Annotated in this window: 19 protein-coding genes and 1 rRNA gene; 8 read left to right on the top strand and 12 right to left on the bottom strand. The window is 72.3% G+C overall.

The genetic code is table 11. The features are described from left to right. Positions 1-282 precede the first annotated feature (282 nt). Positions 283-957 (bottom strand): HAD family hydrolase, encoded by a 675-nt coding sequence (locus ACZ3IG_RS00100; protein WP_467429125.1) that lies wholly within the window; start codon positions 955-957, stop codon positions 283-285. A gap of 76 nt (positions 958-1,033) precedes the next feature. Next, positions 1,034-1,549: a DUF6912 family protein gene (locus tag ACZ3IG_RS00095; protein WP_467427565.1), complete on the bottom strand. Its 516-nt coding sequence runs from the start codon at positions 1,547-1,549 to the stop codon at positions 1,034-1,036. 773 nt (positions 1,550-2,322) lie between these two features. On the opposite strand from ACZ3IG_RS00095, the gene ACZ3IG_RS00090 reads away from it, so the two are divergent. Further along, positions 2,323-2,784, top strand: coding sequence for an Rv3235 family protein (locus ACZ3IG_RS00090; RefSeq protein WP_467427563.1), 462 nt, complete (start codon positions 2,323-2,325; stop codon positions 2,782-2,784). A gap of 122 nt (positions 2,785-2,906) precedes the next feature. Here the strand turns inward: ACZ3IG_RS00090 and secA are convergent, their stop codons facing one another. Continuing rightward, on the bottom strand, positions 2,907-5,726 hold the full coding sequence (gene secA, locus ACZ3IG_RS00085) for a preprotein translocase subunit SecA (RefSeq protein WP_467427561.1): 2,820 nt from the start codon (positions 5,724-5,726) through the stop codon (positions 2,907-2,909). Positions 5,727-6,014: 288 nt separating this feature from the next. Between secA and ACZ3IG_RS00080 the strand changes: the two genes are divergently transcribed. Beyond that, positions 6,015-6,584 (top strand): GNAT family N-acetyltransferase, encoded by a 570-nt coding sequence (locus ACZ3IG_RS00080; protein WP_467427560.1) that lies wholly within the window; start codon positions 6,015-6,017, stop codon positions 6,582-6,584. A 92-nt stretch (positions 6,585-6,676) separates the two neighbouring features. Beyond that, positions 6,677-7,852 (top strand): winged helix-turn-helix domain-containing protein, encoded by a 1,176-nt coding sequence (locus tag ACZ3IG_RS00075; RefSeq protein WP_467427558.1) that lies wholly within the window; start codon positions 6,677-6,679, stop codon positions 7,850-7,852. A 122-nt stretch (positions 7,853-7,974) separates the two neighbouring features. Here ACZ3IG_RS00075 and ACZ3IG_RS00070 read toward each other — a convergent pair whose 3' ends face one another. From ACZ3IG_RS00070 to mtnA, 8 genes are all read right to left on the bottom strand, one after another. Further along, positions 7,975-8,721 (bottom strand): response regulator, encoded by a 747-nt coding sequence (locus ACZ3IG_RS00070; protein ID WP_467427557.1) that lies wholly within the window; start codon positions 8,719-8,721, stop codon positions 7,975-7,977. Positions 8,722-8,927: 206 nt separating this feature from the next. Beyond that, the gene (gene hpf, locus ACZ3IG_RS00065) at positions 8,928-9,617 is read right to left on the bottom strand and encodes a ribosome hibernation-promoting factor, HPF/YfiA family (protein WP_467427556.1); all 690 of its coding nucleotides are present in this window, start codon (positions 9,615-9,617) and stop codon (positions 8,928-8,930) included. 315 nt (positions 9,618-9,932) lie between these two features. Beyond that, positions 9,933-11,066: a ComF family protein gene (locus ACZ3IG_RS00060; RefSeq protein ID WP_467427553.1), complete on the bottom strand. Its 1,134-nt coding sequence runs from the start codon at positions 11,064-11,066 to the stop codon at positions 9,933-9,935. A 165-nt stretch (positions 11,067-11,231) separates the two neighbouring features. Beyond that, positions 11,232-13,067, bottom strand: coding sequence for an LpqB family beta-propeller domain-containing protein (locus ACZ3IG_RS00055; protein WP_467427552.1), 1,836 nt, complete (start codon positions 13,065-13,067; stop codon positions 11,232-11,234). Next, entirely contained in the window at positions 13,057-15,099 is a 2,043-nt protein-coding gene (gene mtrB / locus ACZ3IG_RS00050; protein ID WP_467427549.1) for an MtrAB system histidine kinase MtrB, read from the bottom strand. The genes ACZ3IG_RS00055 and mtrB overlap by 11 nt, the downstream gene beginning before the upstream one ends. 1 nt (position 15,100) lies before the next feature. Beyond that, on the bottom strand, positions 15,101-15,790 hold the full coding sequence (gene mtrA, locus ACZ3IG_RS00045; RefSeq protein WP_003990656.1) for a two-component system response regulator MtrA: 690 nt from the start codon (positions 15,788-15,790) through the stop codon (positions 15,101-15,103). Positions 15,791-15,895: 105 nt separating this feature from the next. Continuing rightward, positions 15,896-16,273 carry a DUF6083 domain-containing protein gene (locus tag ACZ3IG_RS00040; RefSeq protein WP_467429123.1) on the bottom strand — a complete coding sequence of 126 codons (378 nt, stop codon included), beginning with the start codon at positions 16,271-16,273 and terminating at the stop codon, positions 15,896-15,898. 545 nt (positions 16,274-16,818) lie between these two features. Continuing rightward, positions 16,819-17,961: an S-methyl-5-thioribose-1-phosphate isomerase gene (mtnA, locus tag ACZ3IG_RS00035; protein WP_467427548.1), complete on the bottom strand. Its 1,143-nt coding sequence runs from the start codon at positions 17,959-17,961 to the stop codon at positions 16,819-16,821. A 140-nt stretch (positions 17,962-18,101) separates the two neighbouring features. On the opposite strand from mtnA, the gene ACZ3IG_RS00030 reads away from it, so the two are divergent. The 5 genes from ACZ3IG_RS00030 to ACZ3IG_RS00010 are packed head-to-tail and all read left to right on the top strand — an operon-like array spanning position 18,102 to position 23,844. After that, positions 18,102-19,484, top strand: a complete 1,383-nt coding sequence (locus ACZ3IG_RS00030; protein ID WP_467427546.1) for a DUF7847 domain-containing protein — start codon at positions 18,102-18,104, stop codon at positions 19,482-19,484. Between the two features lie 4 nt (positions 19,485-19,488). Continuing rightward, a complete protein-coding gene (locus ACZ3IG_RS00025; RefSeq protein ID WP_467427544.1) occupies positions 19,489-20,262 on the top strand; it encodes a DUF4129 domain-containing protein in 774 nt (257 codons plus the stop codon). Next, positions 20,259-21,545, top strand: coding sequence for a DUF4350 domain-containing protein (locus ACZ3IG_RS00020; RefSeq protein WP_467427542.1), 1,287 nt, complete (start codon positions 20,259-20,261; stop codon positions 21,543-21,545). Before ACZ3IG_RS00025 ends, ACZ3IG_RS00020 begins: the two co-directional genes overlap by 4 nt. After that, positions 21,545-22,534: an AAA family ATPase gene (locus ACZ3IG_RS00015; protein ID WP_467427540.1), complete on the top strand. Its 990-nt coding sequence runs from the start codon at positions 21,545-21,547 to the stop codon at positions 22,532-22,534. The genes ACZ3IG_RS00020 and ACZ3IG_RS00015 overlap by 1 nt, the downstream gene beginning before the upstream one ends. Continuing rightward, positions 22,534-23,844 (top strand): DUF58 domain-containing protein, encoded by a 1,311-nt coding sequence (locus ACZ3IG_RS00010; protein WP_467427538.1) that lies wholly within the window; start codon positions 22,534-22,536, stop codon positions 23,842-23,844. The genes ACZ3IG_RS00015 and ACZ3IG_RS00010 overlap by 1 nt, the downstream gene beginning before the upstream one ends. Positions 23,845-23,951: 107 nt before the next feature. Here the strand turns inward: ACZ3IG_RS00010 and rrf are convergent. Then, positions 23,952-24,068 (bottom strand): 5S ribosomal RNA (rrf, locus tag ACZ3IG_RS00005). Positions 24,069-24,215 lie beyond the last annotated feature (147 nt).

The raw sequence follows: 24,215 nt of genomic DNA, 5'->3' as shown, positions 1-24,215 counted from the left end.
GTCACCGTCCGGGGGATGCTCGGCGCCTCGGGGTTCCTCGACACCCCGTCCCGCCCGCGAGGACCAGCGACCGCCGCCCGGTCACGGATGTCGTCCGTGCTCTCCGGGCGCAGGGCAGGGACACGGATGCCCCCGCGAGCTATCGCGCTGATCACGCCATAAGGCTATCGCTCCTTCCCCGGAACCCGTCATGAGCCGCATGTGTACAAAACCGGGGGCGGAACTTTGACGTTCCGCACAGCGACGGGCGCCGGCGGCCCGCGTGGGGCGCACGCGGGCCGCTCACGCGGCCAGCCGCTCGGCCTCCTTGACCGCCTCCGCCAGCGTGTCCACCACGGGCACGCCCGCCGCCTCCAGGCTCGTACGGCTGTGCGAGCCACCGGTGTACAGCACCGCCCGCGCCCCCGCGTGCCGCGCGGCGGTCGCGTCGTCGACGGCGTCCCCGATGACGACCGTCCGGGCGGGGTCCACCCCGGCCACCCCGGCCAGCGCCGCCAGGTGCCGCACCATGTGCTCGGCCTTGCCGCCGCCGGAGGGACCGGTGCGCCCGTCGACCCGTATGAAGTGCGTCTCGATCCCGAACCCCCGCACCATCGGGACCAGTTCCTCATGGCCGTACAGGCTGAGGATCGACTGGCTGTGTCCCACCGACCGCCACCCCGCGAGCAGCTCCGTCGCCCCGTCGGCGAGGCCGCACCGCACCCGGTGCGCGGTGTAGTGGCGCTGGAAGGCCTCGTCCATGACCTGCCATTCGGCGTCGGTGGGCAGCCTTCCCATCAGCCGCTCGTAGAACTTGGGCACCGGCACGCAGTACAGCGCCCGGTACCGCTCCAGCGTGATGGGCTCCAGGCCCAGCTCGGCGAAGGCCGCGTTCGTCGCCCCGATGATGGCGTCGTTGTCGTGGAACAGCGTGCCGTTCCAGTCCCAGACGATGTGCGCCCCTGTCCGCGTTCGCATCCCCATGCCCGCAAACGTACCCGCCGCCACTGACAATCAAGGGTCACCGTGAGTAACCGCCGGGCCCGGGGCGGTGTCAGCCGGCGAGTCCCACCAGGTTCGGGATCTCCTGCGTCGCGTACCAGAGCAGTTCGTGGTCCTCGGCCCCGTCCACCACGAACTGGGCGTCGTCGTCCCCGCCGTCCGCCGCCGCCAGCGCGTCCGCCGCGGCGCTCACGTCCGCCTCCGCGTCGGCCGAGTCGACGTGCACCGCCGCCGCCTTGCCGAGCGGCACGCTCCCGGCGACCCGGACCTCACCGAGCGCGGCCGGGTCCGGTCCCCGGCCGGGATCGGCCGCCGCGGCGCCGTCGGACACGTCGACGGCGACCACGACCCGGCGCCGGGGGGCCGCGGCGTCCCCGGCCAGCAGCCGCAGCGAGGCCAGGGCGGCCCGGTTGAGGGCGGCGTACTCCAGTTCCTCGATGTCGTCCGAGAGGTACCACTCGCGCAGCGCGGGCGTGACGGCGTAGGCGGTGAACGGCCCGCTCCCCAGATGCCCCGACCGGTGCGCCCCGGCGAGACCGGGGAGGGTCAGGGGGACGTAGACGCGCATGGCTGGCCGCTTTCGTGGTCGGGTCCGGTCGGGTCCGCTCAGGTCGAGGCGGGGCGGAAGAGTCATCAGGATACGCGCCGGGGGTCCCCCATCGAGTTCCCGCCGAATCGCCGCAGGTGTCAACTTCGCGCCGGAACTTCACCCGGCGCACCCTCGCCATCCCGGGACCGGCACCGGTCCGGCCACCCGGACAGGTGAACTTCGCGCCCCGGTCGGACCCGTCCCCACCCCCTTGCCAGCGCACCACCACACCCCGTACAAGGTCCGCAACAGCAAGTTACCGCCCGGTATGCCACGGGCCACCGAACGGGGATCCCATGAACAAGGTCATGAGCAGGGCCATGAGCCGGACCACGAACAGGGCACAGCACCGCCACCCGGGCACCCGCCCGCCCGGACACCCCGGCTCACGCCCGCCCGGGCACCCTGGCTCACGCCCGCCCGGCCGCCACGACTCCCGCCGCCCCGCCGGCACCCCGCCGCGCGGCCCCGGTACGGCCGCCACCTGGACCGCGGTGCCCGAGGAGCGGCCTCCCGGCTCCTCCCCGGGGCCCGTCCAGCGCCGCACCCGCCCCCAGGACACCCGCCCGCCGGGCTCCCCGGGCGGCCCTCCGGCCACCGGCCGCGCGGCCACCCCGGGCCGGAAGCGGACCGCACGCGCGGCCACCCCGACCGCCCCCGCAGCCACCCCATCCGCACGCGTGGCCACACCAGCCACCCCAGCCACGCGCACAGCCACCCCAGCCGCCCTCGCAGCCACCCGGAACGCACGCGTGGCCACCCCCGGCCGGCGGGCCGCCGGAGGCCGTCAGGAGGCCCGCCCCGCCCCGGCGGCCGTCTCCTGGCCCCCGACGCCCCTCGTCCCCGCCCGGCGGGCACGGCACGCCGTCCCGCAGCCCCACCCCGCCGATCTCTTCGCGGAGCGGCTCCTCGCGGTGCTCAGCGGGCGCAGCCCGGTCCACTCCATGCTCCGGCACACCGTCGGCCAGGCCTACGACGACCTGGTGCGGCTCGCCGAGCGCGGCCCCCTGCGCACCCGCGGCGCCCGGCCCGTCGTCCGGGACATCGGCTGGTTCGAACCGCGTCCCGGCGCCGTGGAGGTCTTCGCCCGCATCGGCGCGGGCGACCGGCTGCGGGCGATGGCCTTCCGCCTGGAGTGCGGACCGGACCTGCGCTGGCGCTGCACCGCCGTGGAACTGGGCGGCCCCCGCCCGCCCCGAGAGGACCTCCGCTGACCGGGCTGACCGCGCTGATCAGAATGCCCCGCGTGAACGCCCGGAGGGCCGGGCACCCTCGGGTGACCCGGCCCTCCGTAGGGCGGCGGCCCGCGACGGCCGGACCGCCGCGGACACCGCCGTCACTTCTTGCGGCGCCGCCCGCCCTTCGCCTGCTTGCGGCGCTCCGCGCGGGTCAGGCCGTCGCTCTCGGAGCGGGCCGGCTCCTCGTCGGCGCGCTCCTCGCGCTCGACGACACCGCCCTCGCCGTCCACGGTCGGCGCGGACAGGTGGAGGTTGCGCCGCTGCGGGGCGTCGAGCCCCTTGGCGCGGATCTCGGGCCGCGAGGCACTCGCCTGGGCCGGCACCGCGTCCTGCGGGCCCTTCTCCAGGGACGGCTTCTCGTCCTCGACGGGGACCTCCTCGACCTGCTGCTCGACCTGGACCTCCAGGTTGAACAGGTAGCCGACGGACTCCTCCTTGATGCCGTCCATCATGGCGGTGAACATGTCGAAGCCCTCGCGCTGGTACTCGACCAGCGGGTCCTTCTGCGCCATGGCGCGCAGGCCGATGCCCTCCTGGAGGTAGTCCATCTCGTAGAGGTGCTCGCGCCACTTGCGGTCCAGGACCGACAGCACGACCCGGCGCTCCAGCTCCCGCATGATCTCGGAGCCGAGCTGCTTCTCCCGCGCCTCGTACTGCTCGCTGATGTCGTCCTTGATGGACTCCTCGATGTACTCGGCGGTCAGCCCGGCCCGGTCGCCGGCCGCCTCCTCCAGCTCCTCGATGGTGACCTTCACCGGGTAGAGCTGCTTGAAGGCGCCCCACAGCCGGTCCAGGTCCCAGTCCTCCGGGAAGCCCTCGGCGGTCTCGGCCCGGACATAGGCCTCGATCGTGTCGTTCATGAAGTGCTGGATCTGCTCCTGGAGGTCCTCGCCCTCCAGGACGCGGCGCCGCTCGCCGTAGATGACCTCGCGCTGCCGGTTGAGGACCTCGTCGTACTTCAGGACGTTCTTGCGGGTCTCGAAGTTCTGCTGCTCGACCTGCGACTGGGCGGACGCGATCGCGCGCGTGACCATCTTGTTCTCGATCGGCACGTCGTCCGGCACGTTCGCCATGGACATCACGCGCTCGACCATCTGGGCCTTGAACAGGCGCATCAGGTCGTCGCCGAGGGAGAGGTAGAACCGGGACTCGCCGGGGTCGCCCTGACGGCCGGAACGACCGCGCAGCTGGTTGTCGATACGCCGCGACTCGTGCCGTTCGGTACCGAGCACGTACAGCCCGCCGAGCCGCTCGACCTCTTCCTTCTCGGCCTTGACGGCCTGCTCGGCGCGCTCCAGGGCGGCGGGCAGGGCCGCCGCCCACTCCTCGATGTGCTCCTCGGGGTCGAGGCCGCGCTGGCGCAGCTCCGCCTCGGCGAGGTCCTCGGGGTTGCCGCCGAGCTTGATGTCCGTACCGCGGCCGGCCATGTTGGTGGCGACCGTCACGGCGCCCTTGCGGCCGGCCTGGGCGACGATCGTCGCCTCCCGGTCGTGCTGCTTGGCGTTGAGCACCTCGTGCTGGATGCCGCGCTTGGAGAGCTGCTGCGAGAGGTACTCGGACTTCTCGACCGAGGTGGTGCCGACCAGGATCGGCTGGCCCTTCTCGTGCTTCTCGGCGATGTCGTCGACGACCGCCTCGAACTTGGCGACCTCGGTGCGGTAGATCAGGTCGGACTGGTCCTTGCGGACCATCGGCTTGTTGGTCGGGATCGGGACCACGCCGAGCTTGTAGATCTGGTGGAACTCGGCGGCCTCGGTCATCGCCGTACCGGTCATGCCGGAGAGCTTGTCGTAGAGGCGGAAGAAGTTCTGCAGGGTGATCGTGGCGAGGGTCTGGTTCTCGTCCTTGATGTCCACCCCTTCCTTCGCCTCGATCGCCTGGTGCATGCCCTCGTTGTAGCGGCGGCCGGCGAGGATACGGCCGGTGTGCTCGTCGACGATCATGACCTCGCCGTCGATGACGACGTAGTCCTTGTCCTTCTTGAACAGTTCCTTCGCCTTGATGGCGTTGTTCAGATAGCCGACGAGCGGGGTGTTGACCGACTCGTAGAGGTTGTCGATGCCCAGCCAGTCCTCGACCTTGGCGACGCCGGACTCGTGGATGGCGACCGTGCGCTTCTTCTCGTCGACCTCGTAGTCGCCGGTCTCCTCGACGCCCTTGAGCGGGTTGCCGGCCTCGCCGCGCTTGAGGCGGGTGACCAGCTTGGCGAAGTCGCCGTACCACTTGGTGGCCTGGTCGGCCGGGCCGGAGATGATCAGCGGCGTACGGGCCTCGTCGACGAGGATGGAGTCGACCTCGTCGACGATGGCGAAGTTGTGGCCGCGCTGGACGAGTTCGTCCTTGGACCACGCCATGTTGTCGCGGAGGTAGTCGAAGCCGAACTCGTTGTTCGTGCCGTACGTGATGTCGCAGCCGTACATCTCGCGGCGCTGGGCCGGCGTCATGTTGGCGAGGATGCAGCCGACCTCCAGGCCGAGGAACCGGTGGACGCGGCCCATCATCTCGGAGTCGCGCTCGGCCAGGTAGTCGTTGACCGTGATGATGTGGACGCCGTCACCGGACAGCGCGTTCAGGTACGCGGGCAGGGTGCCGACGAGGGTCTTGCCCTCACCGGTCTTCATCTCGGCGACGTAGCCCAGGTGCAGGGCGGCGCCGCCCATCAGCTGCACGTCGTAGTGGCGCTGGCCGAGGACGCGCTTGGCGGCCTCGCGGACGGTGGCGAAGGCCTCGGGCAGCAGGTCGTCGAGGCTCTCGCCGTCGGCGTAGCGCTGCTTGTACTCATCGGTGAGGGCCCGCAGCTCGGCGTCGGAGAGGTCGACGAAGTCCTCTTCGATGGAGTTGACCTGGTCCGCGATGCGGTGCAGCTTGCGCAGGATCTTGCCTTCGCCTGCACGCATGATCTTCGAGAGGACGGACACGGGGGTTGGTCTCCTTGCCGGTCGGGCCTGGGACGGTCGTTTTCCATTGGACGTGAGTGAGCAACGGCCATCGTAAGCGAGGACACCGTCACGCCGGGAGGCCTGCCGCGACGACTACCGCCCGCCTCCGGTCCGCTCCGGGCCCGCTCCGATCCGCTCTCACCCATGACAACGTGCGGGCCGGGCCGATGGTGCCGCGCGGCGCCGACGATTTGCGCGAAACGTGACCGGCCGCGCACGCACGGCAAAGTGATGGCGCCCCGCGCGCACCGCGCGCAGAATCGGCCGATGGAACCCCACACGCTCACCACCGAACGGCTCCTGCTGCGCACGGTCGGCCCCCGGGACACCGACGCCGTCCTCGCCGCCTGTCAGGACCCCGACATCCAGCGCTGGACCGTGGTCCCCTCCCCGTATCTGCCGGAACACGCGCGTGCCTTCACGGAACAGATGGTCCCGGCCGGCTGGGCGAACGCCACGATGTTCACCTTCGGCGTCTTCCTGCCCACCGGAGACCTGGTCGCCATGGTCGGCCTCACCATGCTCTCCCCGGGCGCGGCCGAGATCGGTTTCTGGGGCGCCAAGGAGCACCGGGGCAACGGCTACGTCACCGAGGCCGTCCTGGCCGTCTCCCGCTGGGCCTTCACCCGGCTGTCGGTCGACCGCGTGGAGTGGCGCGCCGAGGTGGGCAACACGGCCTCCCGCGCGGTGGCCGAGCGCGCCGGGTTCACCCTGGAGGGCACGTTGCGCTCGGCGATCGACAACAAGGGCGTACGCCGCGACTGCTGGGTCGGCTCCCTGCTCCCGTCCGACCTGGGCCTGCCGTCGACGGCCTCCTACATACCCGCCCGGTCGTAGGGCCTGTCGCCAGGCAGCCGGGAATGTGACGGCAGGTCCTGAGCGCGCACGGCCGACCTCGCTGTCAGTGCCACCCCTTATCGTGCGGACGTATGACGACCTTCCCGCGCGCTGCCACGGAACTGTCGGCCGACGAGGCCCGCCGCATCACCCTGCGGGCCCAGGGCTTCCTCGGCGCCCCCGACCGCCGCGCCGGTGTCCGCGGTGTCCTCCGTCATCTCGGCGCGGTGCAGCTCGACACCATCTCGGTCCTCGCCCGCTCCCACGAGCTGGTGCCGTACGCCCGCCTGGGCGCGGTGGGCCGCCGCACGGTCGAGGACGCCTACTGGACGGGCACCCACGCCTTCGAGTACTGGTCGCACGCCGCCTGTGTCCTGCCCATCGAGGAGTGGCCCCACTTCGCCTTCCGCCGCCGCGCCTACCGGGCCCGCCCGCACTGGAACCACGACCTGCCGGCCGGCGCCTACGACCAGGTGATCAAGCAGCTCCGCGCCGAGGGCCCGCTGACCGCCACGGAGCTGGGCGGCGCCAAGCGGACCAGCGAGTGGTGGGACTGGTCGGGCGAGAAGGTCGCCGTCGAACGCGCGCTGATGTACGGCGAAGTGGTCTGCGTCGAGCGCCGGGGCTGGAAGCGGGTCTACGACCTGGCCGAGCGCGCCGTCCCGGAGGAGTTGCTGCACGACCGGCTGGACGACACCGAGTGCCTGCGCCGCCTGGTCCGTCTGGCCGGTCAGTCCCTGGGCGTCGGCACCCGCGCGGACATCGCGGACTACCACCGGCTCAAGGCCGAGCAGGTCGACGCGGTGATCGCCGACTCGGGTCTGGTGCCGGTCACGGTGGCGGGCTGGTCCAAGCCGGCCTGGGCCGACCCCGAGGCCCTTCGGACACCGCCGCGCGGCCGTCACCGCACGACGCTGCTGTCCCCCTTCGACTCCCTGGTCTGGGAGCGGGCGCGCACCGAGCGGATCTTCGGCTTCACCCACCGCCTGGAGGCGTACGTCCCCCGGCAGAAGCGGGTGCACGGCTACTACGCGATGCCCGTCCTGGCCGGCGGCCGGCTGGTCGGCCGGGTGGACCCGGCCCGCGAGGGCCGCACGCTGGTGGCCAAGCAGGTCACCCTGGACGGCCGCAAGGCGGTCCCGGCGGTGGCCCAGGCCCTGGTGGAGGCTGCGGGCTGGGTGGACTGCACGGACGTACGGGTGGAACGGGTGGCCGCACCGGACCTGCGCGAGCCGCTCGCCGGGGAACTGGCCCGTCTCCTGGCCTGAACCGAGGCCGCCGCCCGGGAAGGAGCCGCCCGGGAAGGAGCCGCCCGGGAAGGAGCCGCCCGGGAAGGATTCGCCCGGGAGGGATTCGCCCGGGAGGGATTCGCCCGGGAGGGATTCGCCCGTCAGCGGATTTCGAGGATCTTCTCCCGCATCGCGTAGACCACCGCTTCCATCCGGGAGTGCAGTTGCAGTTTCTCCAGGATGTTGCGCACGTGGTTCTTCACGGTGTTCTCGGAGATGAACAGTTCCTTGGCGATGTCGCGGTTGTTCATCCCCGTGGCGACGAGTTTGAGGACTTCCAGTTCCCGGTCGGTGAGCCGCGGCGCGGGCACCAGCCGGCGTTCGTCGGTCCGCTGGATCATCGACTTGAACTCGGTGAGCAGTTTTGACGCCATCGAAGGGCTGATCTGCGACTGGCCGTCGGCGACGGCGCGAATGGCGGTGGCCACCTCGTCGGTCGAGATCTCCTTGAGGAGATAGCCGGTGGCACCCGCTTTGATCGCGTCGTAGAGGTCGGCCTCCTCGTCGCTGATCGTCAGCATGATGATCTTCGCGCTGGGAGCCACCTCCTTGATGGAGGTGCAGGCCTCGATACCGCCCCGCCGGGGCATCCGTACGTCCATCAGCACGATGTCGGGGAGCAGGTCCGCGGCCTTCTCGACGGCCTCGGCACCGTCGCCCGCCTCACCGACGACCTGGATGTCCTCCTCGGCGGCGAGCACGATCTCCAGGCCGCGGCGGAACAGGGCGTGATCGTCCACGACCAGGACTCTGATCGGCTCCTTGCGTGGAGCACCCGCCTCCGGGCCCATGCCGACGACGCCGCCGTGGGCATCCCCGTCCCGCATCGGTCCGAAGCTGTCCGCCATCGTTCCTCCCCCTGAAGGCTGTGGCCATGAAACCCGGGCCAGCGCCAACCCAAGGCAACGGCCCACCGGTTGGGCCGTTGCGGCCATGATTCCATGCCCGGCCGACTTCGGGACGACGGCGCGGGGCGCGAACGGGGTCGCACACCGGTGCCCCTGGGGGCGCACAGACGCTCCAGGGGCACCGGCCGTACCACGCACCGGTGAGATCAGCCGCCGAGTGCGCCGCCCGCGTCAGGCGAGGGCGTCTGCGCGACCATCGTGTCCGTCCTGAGGTGGATCACGCCGTAGTCGTACGCGTGCCGCCGGTAGACGACGCTGGGCTCCTTGGTCTCGGCGTCGACGAAGAGGTAGAAGTCGTGCCCGACCAGTTCCATCTCGTAGAGCGCCTGGTCGAGGCTCATCGGGGCGGCCACGTGGGTCTTCTCGCGCACGACGAGCGGCCCGTCACCCTGGACCTCCAGCGAACCGACCTTCTTGGTGGGCACGCCGCCCTGTTCCCGCTCGTCGGCGGCACCGTTTCCGTTGAGCGTCGCCACGCCCGGGACGTGGTTGGGGACCTCGGCGGCCGGGAGCCGCGCCGCGCCGCGCCGCGAGAAGCGCTTGTCGTGCTGCTTGCGCAGTCGGGCGCCGAGCTTGTCCGCCGCCAGGTCGAGCGCCGCGTACGGATCGCTCGCCGCCGCCTCCGCCCGGATCACCGGACCGCGGGAGCGGAGCGTGATCTCCACTCGGTCACAGCGGTCCGCCTGTCGGGGGTTGGGCTCCTTGGACACCTCGACGTCGAGGCTGATCACCTTGCCGTCGAGCTTCTGGATCTTCTCCAGGTTCAGCTTCTCGGCCACGTGCTTCCGGAACCGCTCGGGCACCTCGGTCTTGCGGCCCTTGACGACGATGTCCACGCAGAACTCCGTTCCCGGATCACTCCGCTCAGCTGGGCGGAGCATCTCCCTTTCGCACCAGATTCCGGTGAACCCCGGAACCTCGGACTCGGTGACGCCCACCTCCTCCCCCAGGGGCGAGACCTCCACTCCACCGGCGCGGGTGATTTCCGAATGGACCCGCGACTCGGCATTCGGACAAGAGAGGTGTGGCCTGCGGCTTTCCCTCACAACCGAACATATCTCGCCCGGACGGATGTCGTCACCCTCTACAGCTCCCTACCTCCGTTCAAGTGAATTGATTCGCTTATTACCTGCAACGAAGCAAGTTCTCAATCAGTTCCGGTTTATTTCGAAAGACTCTGGTGAAGCGGCGACCACAGCCGCCTGGATCACGCCACGGATGGCCTCACCCGTTCGAGTCACGCCCGTCGTTCCCGGCCCGGCGGGCGCCGCGTCCGCCCTCACTTCCGTCACTCCGGCTCTCCGTTCCCCTCTGCCTTCCCACACCGCTCCGGGATACACGGGCGGCGTCGCCGTTCTGTACGGACGCGCCCCCGCTTCCCGCTCAGCCACCCCGTCCGCCGCCCGCACGGCACGCGCCGCCTCCGCGAGGGACGCCCCCGTCGTCACCAGGTCGTCGACGAGCACGACCGGTCCCCCGTCGCACAGCAGCCGGGCGGCACCGGGCACCACGGTCAGCGCCCCGGCGAGGTTGTCCGACCGCTGCCGGGACCCGAGCCCCGACTGGTCGGCCACGGCACGCCGCTGCCGCAGTACGGCCGCCACCCGGGCCGGCGTCCCGGTCCGCCGCAGCTCACCCGCCGCCGCCAGCGCGATCCGCCGCGCCGGATCGTGCCCCCGGGCCCGCACCGCCCGCCGCGCGGACGGCACGGGGACCAGCAGCACCGGCCCTGTCCGGCCCGCGGCACACGGCGCCCGCGCCGCCCCCGTTCTCGGCCACCGCACACTCGCGCCCACGTCGGCCCGCACCCGCGCGGCCGGCCCCGCCGACCCCTCCGACCAGCCCGACCAGCCCGACCAGCCCGACTGAGCCTGCCCAGCCGGCCGAGCCGACGGCGTCTCCCGACCAGCCCCCGGGGCACCGTCCCCCGATCGGCCCGCCCGCACCGACCCAACCGCCCGCCCCGGCGGGGCACCCTCGTCCTCCTCCGCCCGGCACAGTCCCGCCCGCACCGCGCCCGCTAGGGCCGCGCCGAGCGGCCCCGCCAGAGACAGCGCTCCTCTCTCCTTGTGGGCCAGCAGCACCGCCCGCACCTCGTCGGCGTACGCCGCCGCCGCGTACACCACCGGCAGCCCGGGCGGCTCCGGCACCGGCCGCACCCGGCGCGGCGCGCCCCCGCCGAGCACGGCGCGGCACTCGCGGCACAGCACCGTGCGCGGCCTGCCGCACCCTCCGCACTCGGTCGGCAGTACCAGGTCGGTGAGGTCCTGCCACCAGCCCCGCATGTCCACCACTGTGCCGCCCTCCGCACAGCCCTGCCAGCCCTGTGGAAAACGGCGGCCCGCCGCGCCTGCGGACCTGTGACAACTCCCGCACCAGCGACAACACCGCCGGCCGGCCACCCACCCGTCCCGGAAGAACGACCGCCCGCGGGCTGCCCTCCCCCAGGCTCACCCGGGATAGACCGGCGCCGTCCCCTTCGTGACCTTCTGCCACTGCATCCCGGACGGCAGCCGGACGATCCCGTCCTCCGAGTACGCCACCAGCGGCACCCCGTCGTCCTCGGACGCGGCGATGTCCTTCACCCCGGTGAGCGCGGCCGGCGCCGATGTCTCCGGCGCGGACCCGTCGACCTGGACGTATCCGATCTGCTGCACGCCCCCGTGTTCGCGCCCGACCACCACGAGGCGGCTGTCACCGGCCCAGGACATGGCCGTGACCTCCTCCAACTCGGGAGTGGCCGACCGCAGTTCCCGTACCGTCGGCGGGTCGCCGGCCCTCGCGCCCCGCTCGATCCGCCCGATGAACAGCGACCGGTCGCCGTCCTTCTCCACGATCAGCGCGATCCGCACCCCGTCGGCGGCCACCCGTACCGCCTGGACCCGCCCGTCCAGTCCCGAGACGCGCACCTCCGCCGGCTCCTCCGACCCCTTCTCCAGCACCAGAAGCCGCGGGTCGTCCGGGTTCCGGTCGGCGACCCACAGGTCTCCCCGCGCGTCCCAGCTCGGCGGCGCCAGCCGCTCGTCCTCCGTCGCCCCCTGGCTGACCAGCACGGGCTCCCCGAGCGAACCGCCCGACACCAGCGATCCGACATACAGCGACCGGGCGTCGAGCCCGACCCCGGCCGCCGAGTGCTCGTCACGCGACACCGCCACCGACCGCAGGGCCGTACCGCCCTCGCCCAGCGCCCCCGGGACGGGCTCCGCCGCCGTGGCGTTGCCGCCGGCCGGCAGCCGTACCAGGCGCTGCTCGTCGTCGACGAAGTACAGGTAGTCCGGGTGCTCGGCCGAGCCGCGGGACGCGACCGTTTCGGCCCGGTCGTCGGTGAGCGAGCACAGTTGCTCGTCGCCGGAGCGCAGTTCCACCTCGTCCACCGCCGGCGTCAGACTCTGCAGCGTGAACAGCAGCTGCGTGGCCATCTCGGCGCACTCGTCGGCACCGGCCCGGGCGGCCTTGCCGTTCAACGGCACCGTCAGCTTGCTGTGTTCGTCGGGGGTCAGCGCGGTGACGTCCTCCGCCAGGTCAGAACCTGCGGGGAAGCTCGACCTGACGACGGATCCGAGCGAACTCGTCGGCCCGTCGAGGAGAGAACGCACCGCCTGCGCCAGAGGTTCCACCCGCCGCCGTACATAGACGGGATCGGCGACCGCCGTGCTCCGCCCTGCCCCGGCGGCGGCGTCCTCCGCCCCGCTGTCCGAGGCGAAGTAGTACTTGTTGACGGACATGTAGTTGCGCTGGAAGTCCGACTTGCCCATCACGACGCCGGACGGCGGCGCGTCGATGCGCCACTGCCCCGTCTCGGCGTCCCGCGTCAGATGCACCGGCTGCCGGTAGTCCCCCTCGGCGGGCGCGTACGACTGCTGCGCGTCCACGGTGGCGACCCTGGTACCGGTGAGGGTGACCGAGTAGTCGCTGCCCTCCTCACGGCTCCCCGCGGGGTCGACCACGGTGCCCGGCCCGTCCGCGAGCACCGTCGTGGACCGCTTCGGCCGCCAGCTCTTGGCAGCCTTGCCGGTCAGGTACTTCCGCGCCGTCTCATAATCCGGGTCGTCGCTGGTCAGCGCCTCCAGGAAGCCCTGCACGATGTCCGTGGCGGAGGCGTCCTTCGCCGGCGGCATCGCGAACACCCGTACCTGAGTGTCCTGCCGCGGCGTCGACGCCACGTCCCGCAGGTCCCCGTTGTCGGGCATCGACGCGCACCCCGCCAGCAGTACGGCGCCGCAGGCGGCGTACACCACCGCGCGGACCGGCGTCGCCCGCCGGCCCCCCTCACGGTCAGCGCCCACGAGTCCCCTCCCCTTGCCTGTTCGCGTCCTCGGACCCGGTGGCCGTACGGCTCGTCTCCGGCAGACCGGCGCGGCCCTCCTGGTTCCGGGCCTCCGGCACGTGCCGGGGCACCACCCGCGCGCCGCTGCCGGGCAGCGCTGTCGGATCGGCCGTGGCGACCGCCGCGCCCGGCCGGGGCGGGATCGCGTCCCGGGACGGGACCGCCGCCTGGCCCGGACCGGTCGCCGACCGGTCCGCGGCGTGCGCCGAGCCCGCGTCGCCGAGCCCCCGGTTGCGCCGGGAGTCACCGGGCTCCAACGGGATCGGCGAGCCCCGCAGCGGCTCGTCGGCGGTCCTCGGCAGGGTCAGCCGGAACTGCGACCCGCCCCCCGGCTCACCCCACGCCTGAAGCCAGCCGCCGTGCAGCCGCGCGTCCTCCAGGGCGATGGACAGGCCCAGTCCCGTACCGCCGGTGGTACGCGCGCGTGCCGGGTCGGCCCGCCAGAAGCGGCTGAAGACCCGGGTCGCCTCACCGGGCTTGAGCCCCACGCCGTAGTCGCGCACCGCCACCGCCACGGCCCCGCCCGCCGCGGCGAGCTTGACGACGACGTCCTTGCCGTCACCGTGTTCGACAGCGTTGACCACGAGGTTGCGCAGCACCCGCTCCACCCGCCGGCCGTCCGCCTCGGCGACCACGGGCTGCTGATCACCGACGACCCGCAGGCGCGTCCCCTTGCGCTCCGCGAGCGGCTCGGCCCCGCTGACCACCCGCCGCACGACCTCCCTGAGGTCGATCGGCTCCGCCTCCAGCGCCGCCGCGCCCGCGTCGAACCGGCTGATCTCCAACAGGTCCGCGAGCAGCGTCTCGAACCGGTCCAACTGGTCGGCGAGCAGCTCCGCCGACCGCGCGGTCACCGGGTCGAAGTCCGCGCGCGCGTCATGGATGACATCGGCCGCCATCCGCACGGTCGTCAGCGGCGTCCGCAGTTCGTGCGACACGTCCGACACGAACCGCCGCTGCATCCGCGACAGGTCCTCCAGCTGATTGATCTTCAAGTGGAGGTTCTGCGCCATCTTGTTGAAGGCCTCGCCGAGCCGCGCGATGTCGTCCTCGCCGGTGACCTTCATCCGTTCCTGCAGCTTCCCGGTGGACAGCCGCTCGGCGATGCTCGCCGCCATCCGCACGGGCGTCACGACCTGCCGCACGACCAGCCAGGCGATCGCCCCGAGCAGCACGACGACGAACAGCCCCGCCGTCGCCAGAGTGCCCTTCACCAGACTCAGCGACTTCTCCTCCTGGGTGAGCGGGAAGAGGTAGTACAGCTGGTAGGGCTGGCCGTTCGGATCGTTGACCCGCTTGCCGATCACCAGGGCCGGCTGGGACTCCTGGGCGGAGTTGTAGACGATGCGGGTGTAGCTCTGCGCCGCGACCGTACTGCTGTCGACCCGTTCCCGCAGTTCCTCGGGAACGCTGGACGACGGGTCCACCAGCCCGGAGGCGCGCGGCCCGCGCCCGCTGCCGCTCTCACCGCCGACGGGCAGCGTGACCACGTCGAAGGCGCCCTGGCCGCCGCTGGAGAGCGACTTCACCAGGTCGCTCATCCACTGGATGACGTTCTGCGCGGGCCGGCCGTCCACCGCGGCGGCGTCGTCGCCCGTCACGGTCGCCGCCTCCTCGGCCTTCTGCTTGGCCACCGCGAACCCGCCGGTCGCCTGCGACTGCGAGGCCTTGACCTTGGCGTCCAGCAACCCGTTGCGGACCTGCCCGATGACGACGAACCCGAGCAGCAGGACCACACCCAGCGACATCAGCAGGGTGGTGACGACCACCTTGAGCTGGATGTTGCGCCGCCACAACCGCATCACGGGCAGCAGCGGCCGCCGCACCCAGCGCATCACGAGGCGGAGTACGGGACTGCCCTGCACCCCGCCGTTCAACAGCCCGTCCTCCAGCAGGCGTCCCCAGCGGGAGCCGGCCGGCTTGCGGCCGACAGGCCGCCCGGCGCGGGTTCCGGACGTTCCGGGCGCCGAAGCGGCACTGTCCCCGGACACGTCAGCTCGGTCCCGCCTTGTAACCGACACCCCGGACGGTCACCACGATCTCCGGCTTCTCGGGGTCCTTCTCGACCTTGCTGCGCAGCCGCTGCACATGCACGTTCACCAGCCGGGTGTCCGCCGCGTGCCGGTACCCCCACACCTGCTCCAGCAGCACCTCGCGCGTGAACACCTGCCACGGCTTACGGGCCAGCGCCACCAGCAGATCGAACTCCAGCGGCGTCAGCGCGATCGACTGCCCGTCCCGCTTCACGGAGTGCCCGGCCACGTCGATGACCAGGTCGCCTATGGCGAGCTGCTCCGGCGCCGGCTCCTCCGACCTGCGCAGCCTGGCCCTGATCCGGGCCACCAGCTCCTTCGGCTTGAACGGCTTCACGATGTAGTCGTCCGCGCCCGACTCCAGGCCCACGACCACATCGACGGTGTCGCTCTTGGCCGTCAGCATCACGATCGGCACCCCGGACTCCGCCCTGATCAGACGGCACACCTCGATCCCGTCGCGGCCCGGCAGCATCAGATCCAGCAGCACCAGATCGGGCTTGCTCTCCCGGAAGGCGGCCAGCGCCTTGTCGCCGTCGGCTACGAAAGACGGCTCAAAACCCTCACCACGCAGCACGATGCCGAGCATCTCGGCCAGTGCGGTGTCGTCGTCGACGACAAGGACTCGTCCCTTCATAAACGACATCATCCCATTCTCATAACGGACACAGAGGCGCAGGTGAGGCAGGTCACTGGCCTGTGACGATAGTCGTAGGAGACCGTCACTGTCTGCCCCGGTCCGCCGACGTTGATGTCAGGCGCGGATGTCAGGCATCTCCGCCCGCTCGGCAGGACACAGCAAGGCATGAGCGGGGATGACCGGATCGCTCGGCAGTGGGTCGATGATCCGGATGTGGACGGCGATGATGACCGGAGCGTACGCGACCGGCACCTTCATGAGGCGCCACCGGTAGCGCTCGGGTACCTGCTTCGCCGGCAGCTCGACGGTCGCCAGGTCCACCCACCGGTCATAGTAGGTCGGCAGCCGGCGAACCCGTCCGCCGCACCTCAGGCACGTCGACGGACCGCTTGCCTCGTGCTCGTCCTCGTCCGGGACCAGGCACGGGGGCGCTGTCGCTCCCTCGACCGCCGCAAGGTCGTTGGCGAAACGGTTCCAGCACCCTTCGCACATCTCGGCTATGAGATCAATACGTCCCCGGCTGGCAACGGTGGAGTCCCGCCCTTGGCAGAGCTGACACACGTCTCGCTCGCTTGCGACCGCCATATGCCCGAGAGTGAGTGAATCCGCCGGGATGCCGGTAGAGCGCGAATTGGCCTTCTTGGCAGCTCACGAGCTGAACGCACCCTTCGCACCGCTCCCAAGAGACTCCGTTTTCACGGCCTGCCGACTCACGGTGGTACCGGCAGCGACGATTGTGGACATCGCTCTCCCGCACATCGAGCCCAGCCGTAGGGGACGGTGACTGTCTGCCCCGGTGCCCTGGCCCGGGCATCCACCGGGATCAGGAAGCCCTCACGCTGGAGACAACGCCGCGACCAGCCCCGCACCGGCGGCCGCCCCCCCCTGCGACCGGCCGGCCTCCACCGTGCCCCGCCACGACCCGCGCGCGACCGGCAGCCCGCGGACTCTCGCCGCCGCCGTCCGGTCCGGTCCCGGCCGGCCGCGTCCCGCCCCTTCGGCGTGCGCTGTACAGAGCGGACGCTCCGACGGCCCCGTCAGCCGGCCGTCACCCGACGCGCCCGCGCGCACAGCCCGGCGAGGGCCTCCGCGGTCACGGGCGAGACCACGCCCTCCTCCGTGACGACCGCCGTCACCAGCTCGGGCGGGGTCACGTCGAACGCCGGGTTGTACGCCTGCGTCCCCAAGGGGGCGATCGGAACGCCGCCGCCCGCCCCGGACACCGGCACCTGCGGCACCGACACCTCCGTCACCTCGTACGCGGGCCGCTGCTCCACCTCGATGGCCGCCCCGTCCGCCGTGTCCGGGTCCACCGTCGTCACCGGCGCCACCACGATGAACGGCACATGGTGGTACCGCGCCAGCACCGCCAGCGGATAACTCCCCACCTTGTTCGCCACCGACCCGTCCGCCGCGATCCGGTCCGCCCCGATCAGCACCGCGTCGACCTCGCCGGCAGCGAACAGCGAACCCGCCGCGTTGTCGGTGAGCAACGTGTACGCCATGCCGTTGCGGGCCGCCTCGTACGCCGTGAGCCGGGCGCCCTGCAGCAACGGCCGTGTCTCGTCCACCCACAGCCGCCGCAGCCGTCCCGCCCGGTGCGCCGCGAGCGCCACCGCGAACGCAGTGCCCTCGCCGCCGGACACCAGCGACCCGGTGTTGCAGTGGGTGAGGACGCGGTGCCCGCCCCCGGGCAGCAGCTCGTCCAGCAGCGCCAGCCCGTGCCCGGCCATGCGGGCACTGGCCTCGGCGTCCTCCCGGTGCAGCGCCCGCGCCGCGGCCAGCGCCGCCTCGGCGGCCTGCGGGGCACCGCCGCCCCGGGCGAGCACGGCCCGGTGGGCGGCCTGCGCCCGGCGCACGCCGACGGCCAGGTTCACCGCGGTGGGACGGGCTCCCGCCAGCGCGTTCGCGGCGTCGTCCACGTCGTAGCCCCGTACGGCGGCGAGCGCGACCCCGTACGCACCGGCGATACCGAGCAACGGCGCCCCGCGCACGGCCAGCGAACGGATCGCCTCCACGAGGGCGGGCGCGTCCGTACAGACCAGCTCGACCTCCTCGGCCGGCAGCCTGGTCTGGTCCAGCAGGACCAGGACCGGTCCCTCGGGTGGTTCCTCCCAGCGGAGGGCCGGTATGTCGGTCGGCCGCTTGTCCTCGCCGGTCTGCGCGTACTGATCAGCCATGGGGTCAGTCTTCCCCCTATCCGTCGGACAATTGAAGGTGCGCAGCACCTACCGCGGCCGGTCACCATCCGACCACCCCATGGCACGATGGCTGCCAACCTGCCGCCGCGACCGCGGACGGGCACCGTGAAGGAGCGACGATGAACGACACTCCGGGCTGGACCTCGCCCGGATCCGCCCCGTCCGACGGGCGGCAGCCCGGCGCGTCCGGCCCCGCCGACCGCCCCGGCCCCGGCCGGCCGACGGACCAGCCGGGCGCGGACCCGACAGGCCCCGGCACGAAGTGGTCCAAGGAGCAGCCGCCGCCCGGCCAGTGGTCCGCGCCCACGGGCCCCACGGGCACCGGCCAGACCCCACCGCCTCCGCCGCCCCCCGGCCCCGGCTGGGGCACACCGCCCCCGGGCCAAGGCCCACAGGGCCCCGGCGGACACGGCGGTGCGCCCGGCGGTCCTGGCGGCGTCCCCGGCGGCGGCTGGGGCGGCGGATACGGCGGCCCAGGCGGACACGGCGGCTGGGGCGCGGGCTGGGGCGGCCCCCCGCCCGCGGCCAAGCCCGGCGTCATCCCCCTGCGCCCGCTCGGCATCGGCGAGATCCTCGACGGCGCTGTCTCCACCATGCGCGCCTACTGGCGCACGGTCCTCGGCATCTCGCTGACCGTCGCGGTCGTCACGCAAGTCATCGTCGTCCTGGTCCAGGGCCTGGTCCTGGACAGCGCGCGGACCGACGCCCTGAACGACCCCGACGCGACCCTCAGCGAACTGGGCGACGCCATGGCCGCCACCATGGTCAGCTCGGCCGTCCTCTTCGTGATCTCCCTGGTCGGCACGGTCCTGGCGACCGCCCTGCTGACGACCGTCACCAGCCGTGCCGTCCTCGGCAAACCGGTGACCACAGGCGAAGCCTGGCGGGACGCCCGCCCCCAGGTGCTGAAGCTGTTCGGCCTGGTGCTCCTGCTGCTGGTCATCACCGTCGGAATCGTCATGGTCGGCGCCCTGCCCGGCATCCTCGTCGCCTTCACCGCGGGCGGCGGAGCCGCCGTAGCGATCGGCGTCATCGGCGTCATCGCCGCCGTGGTCGTCGCCGTGTGGCTCATGATCCGTTTCTCCCTGGCCTCGCCCGCGCTGATGCTGGAGAAGCAGGGCGTCATGAAGGCGCTGAGCCGCTCCACCAAGCTCGTGCGGGGCTCCTGGTGGCGGATCTTCGGCATCCAGCTGCTGGCCGCGATCATCGCGAACGTCGTCGCCTCGATCGTCGTCATCCCCTTCACCTTCGTCGCCGCAGCCTTCAACGGCGACGGGTTCAGCGGCCTGGTCGACGGCAGCGGCGACCTCGGCTGGACCTTCCTGGTGATCAGCGGGATCGGCTCGGTGATCGGCTCCATGATCACCTTCCCGATCACGGCAGGGGTCACCGTGCTCCTCTACATCGACCAGCGCATCCGCCGCGAGGCCCTCGACCTCGAACTGGCCCGCGCCGCCGGCGTCCAGGGCTACGGCGTCCCCGGCACGACCCCGGGGAGCTGATGCGGTGAGCAGGACGGGGGGAGTCCTCACCGAGGTACTGCCGTACACCGCCGTACGGACAGTGCTGGGCGCCGGCCACGGGCTGGCGCCGGTACTGTCGCGCTCCGACGACGAACCGCCGCTGACGACGCCCCGCGACCCCGCCCGGGAGGCGGCCCGCCGCGAACTGTCCAAGCGCATGTACCACGAGAACGACCCCAGTTGGTTCCACCGCGCCCTCAACGCCTTCTGGGACTGGATCGACGACCTGTTCAGCGCCGCCTCCACCGCGACGCCCGGAGGGACGCTCGGACTGGTCGTCATCATCGCCGCCGTCGTCCTGGTCGCCGCCGCCCTCTGGTGGCGACTGGGCACCCCCCGCCGCACACCCGGCACCACCGCCTCCCTCTTCGACGACCGCCCCCGCAGCGCCGCCGAACACCGCGCCGCGGCCGAGGCCCACGCCGCCCAGGGCCACTGGAACCAGGCCGTCCAGGAACGCATGCGGGCCATCGTCCGGGCCCTGGAGGAACGCGCCCTCCTCGACCCGCGCCCCGGCCGCACCGCCGACGAGGCGGCCACGGAGGCCGGCCGCGCCCTGCCCGTCCACGGCGACGGGCTCCGCGCCGCGGCCCGGTCCTTCGACGACGTCACATACGGTGGCCGGGCGGCGACCGAGGAGTCGTACCGGCGCGTCGCCGGACTCGACCGCGACCTGGACCGCACCCGGCCCCACCCGGCGAGCGGCACCACCGCCCCCAGTACGGACCGCCACACCCGCCAGGGAGCCGCCGGATGACCACCGAGGCCACGCTCCCGTCCACCTCGGCCTCGCCCACCGCCCGCCACCTGTGGACCCGCACGCGCGGCATCGCACTCGCCCTCGTCCTGCTCCTCGCGGGGGCCGTCGCGATCGCCGTCGTCCGTTCCGACGCCCGGCACGGCGAGCTCGACCCGCGCTCGGCCGACCCCTACGGCAGCCGGGCCGTCGCCGAACTCCTCGCCGACCGGGGCGTGACCACCCGCATGGTCACCACCCTGGCCGAGGCACGCGCCGCCGCCGGCCCGGACACCACCCTGCTGGTCGCCGCCCCCGACCTCCTGACGGAACCCCAGCAGACCCGGCTGCGCTCGGCCGCCGCCGGCTCCGGCGGACGTACCGTCCTGGTCGCCCCAGGCAGCGCGTCCGTCGAACATCTCGTCCCCGGCGTCGCCGCCGACCCCGCGATCAGCCTCGACTCGACGCTGTCCCCGGGCACCGGCTGCGACCTGCCCGCCGCCCGGCGCGCCGGTACCGCCGACACCGGCGGCCGCCGCTACACCACCACCCACCTCGGCGCCGACGCGTGCTACCGCAGCCAGCGCCTGGCCACCCTCCTGCGCATCCCGGAACCGGCCGCCGGGCAGCCGTCCCAAGACCTTGCCGAAGAGACCCCCGGAAACGGGTCGTCGGCCCCCTCCACGGGCGACACGATCGTCCTCGGCGCCCCCGACATCCTCCTCAACGACCGCCTCGCCGAGCACGGCAACGCCTCGCTCGCCCTCCAACTCCTCGGTTCCCGCCCGCATCTCGTCTGGTACCTCCCCTCCCTCTCCGACACCACCGCCGCGGACGACGGTGAACGCGGCCTCTTCGACCTGCTCCCCTCCGGCTGGCTCTGGGGCACCCTGCAGCTCTTCATCGCCGCGGCCGTCGCCGCCCTGTGGAGGGCACGCCGACTCGGCCCCCTCGTCCCCGAAAAACTCCCCGTGGCCGTCCGCGCCTCCGAAACCGTCGAAGGCCGCGCCCGCCTCTACCGCAAGGTGAACGCCCGCGACCGCGCGGCCGCCGCTCTCCGCTCCACCACCCGCACCCGCCTCGCCCCCTTGGTAGGCATCCCCGTACCCCAAGCACACACGCCCGAGGCCCTGCTCCCCGCCCTGTCCGCCCACCTCCACGGCGAACCCGGCGAACACGGGGCACCCGGCCCCGCGCAGTCCCCGCACACCCTCCTCTTCGGCCCGCCGCCCGGCGACGACGCGGCCCTCGTCTCCCTCGCCGATCAACTCGATGAACTCGAAAGGCAGGTACGCCGTCCATGATGGACCCGACCACTGACAACGCCGGGCCGGCCGGAAACCCGGGCGACGCCCGCGCGTCCCTGGAGGCCCTGCGCGCGGAGATCGCCAAGGCCGTGGTCGGCCAGGACGCCGCCGTGACCGGCCTCGTCGTGGCGCTGCTCTGCCGCGGCCACGTCCTCCTCGAAGGAGTCCCCGGTGTCGCCAAGACCCTCCTGGTCCGCGCCCTCGCCGCCTCCCTCCGCCTGGAGACGAAGCGTGTGCAGTTCACCCCGGACCTGATGCCGAGCGATGTCACCGGTTCCCTCGTCTACGACGCCCGCACCGCCGAGTTCTCCTTCCAGCCCGGCCCGGTCTTCACCAACCTGCTCCTCGCCGACGAGATCAACCGCACCCCGCCGAAGACCCAGTCCTCCCTCCTCGAAGCGATGGAGGAACGCCAGGTCACCGTCGACGGCACCCCCCGCCCCCTCCCCGACCCGTTCCTGGTCGCGGCCACCCAGAACCCGGTCGAGTACGAGGGCACCTACCCCCTCCCCGAAGCCCAGCTGGACCGCTTCCTCCTCAAACTCACGATCCCCCTCCCGTCCCGCCAGAACGAGATCGACGTCCTCACCCGCCACGCCTCGGGCTTCAACCCCCGCGACCTGCACGCCGCCGGCGTACGCCCCGTTGCTAGCGCCGCCGACCTGGAATCCGCCCGCGCCGCCGTCGCCAAGACCACCGTCTCCCCCGAGATCACGGCCTACGTCGTCGACATCTGCCGCGCCACCCGCGAGTCACCGTCCCTCTCCCTGGGCGTCTCCCCGCGCGGCGCCACGGCCCTCCTCGCCACCGCCCGCGCCTGGGCCTGGCTGACCGGCCGCGACTACGTCACCCCGGACGACGTGAAGGCCCTGTCCCTCCCCACGCTCCGGCACCGCGTACAGCTCCGGCCCGAGGCCGAGATGGAGGGCGTGACCGCCGACTCCGTCATCAACGCGATCCTCGCCAACGTCCCCGTCCCCCGCTGATGGCACCCACCGGACGCGCCGCGCTCCTCGCGGCCCTGGGCTCCCTCCCCGTCGGCATCTGGGATCCCGGCTGGACCGGCATCCTCGCGGTCAACGGCCCGATCACCCTGGCTTGCGCCTGCGACTACGCCCTGGCCGCCCCGGTGCGCCGCCTGCGCCTCTCCCGCTCCGGCGACACCTCCGTGCGCCTGGGCGACAGCGCCGACGTCACCCTCACGGTCACCAACCCCTCCAACAGGCCACTCCGCGCCCGCCTCCGCGACGCCTGGCCCCCCAGCAGCTGGCAACCGGACACGGAAATCACCGCCTCCCGCCACCGGCTGACCGTCCCACCCGGCGAACGCCGACGCGCCACCACCCGTCTCCGCCCGACCCGCCGCGGCGACCGCCAGGCAGACCGTGTGACGATCCGTTCCTACGGCCCGCTGGGCCTCTTCACCCGCCAGGCCACCCACAAGGTCCCCTGGACGGTACGCGTCCTCCCCCCGTTCACCAGCCGCAAGCACCTCCCCTCCAAACTCGCGCGCCTGCGCGAACTCGACGGCCGCACCAGTGTCCTCACCCGAGGCGAGGGCACAGAGTTCGACAGCCTGCGTGAGTACGTCCCCGGCGACGACACCCGGTCCATCGACTGGCGCGCCACAGCCCGCCAGACCGCGGTCGCCGTACGCACCTGGCGTCCCGAACGCGACCGCCACGTACTCATCGTCCTCGACACCGGACGAACCTCCGCCGGCCGCGTGGGCGACGCTCCCCGCCTGGACTCCTCCATGGACGCGGCGCTACTCCTGGCCGCCCTGGCCACCCGCGCCGGCGACCGCGTGGACCTCCTCGCCTACGACCGCCGCGTACGCGCCCTGGTCCAGGGCCGCACCGCGGGCGACGTCCTGCCGTCCCTGGTCAACGCCATGGCGACGCTGGAACCCGAACTGGTCGAGACCGACGCCCGCGGCCTCACCGCCACGATCCTCCGCACCACACCCCGCCGATCTCTGATCGTCCTGCTCACCACTCTGGACGCGGCCCCCATCGAGGAGGGCCTCCTCCCCGTACTGTCGCAACTCACCCAGCGCCATACGGTCCTGCTCGCCTCGGTGGCGGACCCGCACGTAGCCCGAATGGCCACTTCACGCGGCACCACGGATTCCGTTTACGAGGCCGCAGCCGCCGCCCACTCCCAGGCCGAACGTCATCGCACCGCAGACCAACTCCGCCACCACGGCGTCACGGTCGTCGACGCGACCCCCGAGGAACTGCCACCGGCCCTCTCCGACGCCTACCTCGCACTCAAGTCCGCAGGCCGTCTCTAGCACCTAATAAAAAAGGGGCCCCAAGGGCCCCTTCACTCAAATCTTCCGAACAACGCAGAAAACCCCCGCACCGAAAGGTGCGGGGGTTCCCCTCTATTCCAAAAATTGTTCGGCGGCGTCCTACTCTCCCACAGGGTCCCCCCTGCAGTACCATCGGCGCTGTAAGGCTTAGCTTCCGGGTTCGGAATGTAACCGGGCGTTTCCCCTACGCTATGACCACCGAAACACTACGAAACACACAACCGGCACTACACGGCTGTTCGTGGTTTCAGAACCAACACAGTGGACGCGAGCAACTGAGGACAAGCCCTCGGCCTATTAGTACCAGTCAACTCCACCCGTTACCAGGCTTCCATATCTGGCCTATCAAC

It is taken from the genome of Streptomyces sp. NPDC016677 (assembly GCF_055562815.1).
The sequence above is the reverse complement of the archived record's forward strand: the minus strand, read 5'-3'. Positions and strand labels throughout refer to the sequence as shown.